The sequence below is a fragment of the Novosphingobium sp. ERW19 genome, from assembly GCF_012641315.1.
Classification (GTDB): Bacteria; Pseudomonadota; Alphaproteobacteria; order Sphingomonadales; family Sphingomonadaceae; genus Novosphingobium.
Genome location: NZ_JABAIC010000037.1, coordinates 1 through 1,307 on the forward strand (window position 1 = coordinate 1; position 1,307 = coordinate 1,307).

The 1,307-nt window shown below is 63.2% G+C and carries 1 protein-coding gene; it reads right to left on the reverse strand.

The window, feature by feature from the left end:
- On the reverse strand, positions 1-1,207 hold a 1,207-nt coding region (gene manD / locus HGI46_RS21790; RefSeq protein ID WP_118075211.1), incomplete at its 3' end, for a mannonate dehydratase.
- Between the last annotated feature and the right edge of the window lie 100 nt (positions 1,208-1,307).

A 1,307-nucleotide genomic window follows, 5' to 3' on the forward strand; every position in this document is an offset into this window, starting at 1 on the left:
ACCAGTTCCACATGGTGCCATCCTCGAGCCGTGCGACGGGGAGGTAGGCGGGTTTGTAGGGGTATTTGGCGGCGAGTTTCTCGTCGATGTCGACGCCGTGTCCGGGGGTGTCGCCGACGAAGAGTTCGCCCTTGTCGAAGTGGTAGTCGTGGGGGAAGACTTCGTCGGTTTCAGGGGTATGGCGCATGTATTCCTGGATGCCGAAGTTGGGGACCCAGGTATCGAAGTGCAGCGCGCAGCCCATGGTGACGGGCGAGAGGTCGGTGGCGCCGTGGCAGCCGGTGCGGATCTGGTAGAGGCTGGCAAGATCGGCAATGCGGCGCAGGTGGGTGAGGCCGCCGGCACCGACGACGGTCGCGCGGATGTAGTCGATCAGCTGGTTCTGGATGAGATCCTTGGCATCCCAGATGGTGTTGAAGATCTCGCCCACGGCCAGCGGGGTGACGGTGTGCTGGCGCACCAGCTTGAAGGCCTCCTGGTTTTCGGCAGGCGTGCAGTCTTCCAGCCAGAACAGCTGGTAGGGTTCAAGCATCTTGCCAAGGTTGGCCGCTTCCTGCGGGGTATAGCGGTGGTGGCCATCGTGGAGCAGGTGGTGGTCGAAGCCGTAGGTCTTGCGCAGCTCCTCGAACATCTTGGGCACATAGTTCAGCGCCTTGCGCGTGTCCCAGCCGGTGACCGAGGGCAGGGCGGCATCGGCCGGTTCGTAGTAGAGCTTGCCGCGGCCCACGCCATAGGCATCCTTGATGCCGGGCACGCCGGTCTGGGCGCGGATCGCCTTGTAGCCCATGTCGATGTAGTGGCCGACCGCCTCGACCGTCTCGGCAATGTCCGAGCCATTGGCATGGCCATAGACCATGATCCCGTCACGGCTGCGGCCGCCCAGAAGCTGGTAGACCGGCATGCCGGCCATCTTGCCCTTGATGTCCCACAGCGCCATGTCGACCGCGGCAATCGCGCGCATCGTCACCGGGCCGCGCCGCCAGTAGGCGCCGCGGTAGAGATACTGCCAGATGTCCTCGATGCGGCGCGGGTCCATGCCGATGAGGCAGGGAATGACGTGCTCCTCGAGATAGGCGACGACCGAAAGCTCGCGCCCGTTCAAGGTGCCATCGCCGATGCCATAGACGCCCTGGTCGGTCTCGATCTTGAGCGTGACGAAGTTGCGGCCCGGGCAGGTGACGATGACGCGGGCGGCGGTGATTTTCATGGGGGTTTCACTCGCTAAGGACAGGCGGATTGTGGTATTACCGATTGACGGACCAGTTTCGGTCTGTCAAGTTCCCTGAATTGGTATTACCAGAAAGTTC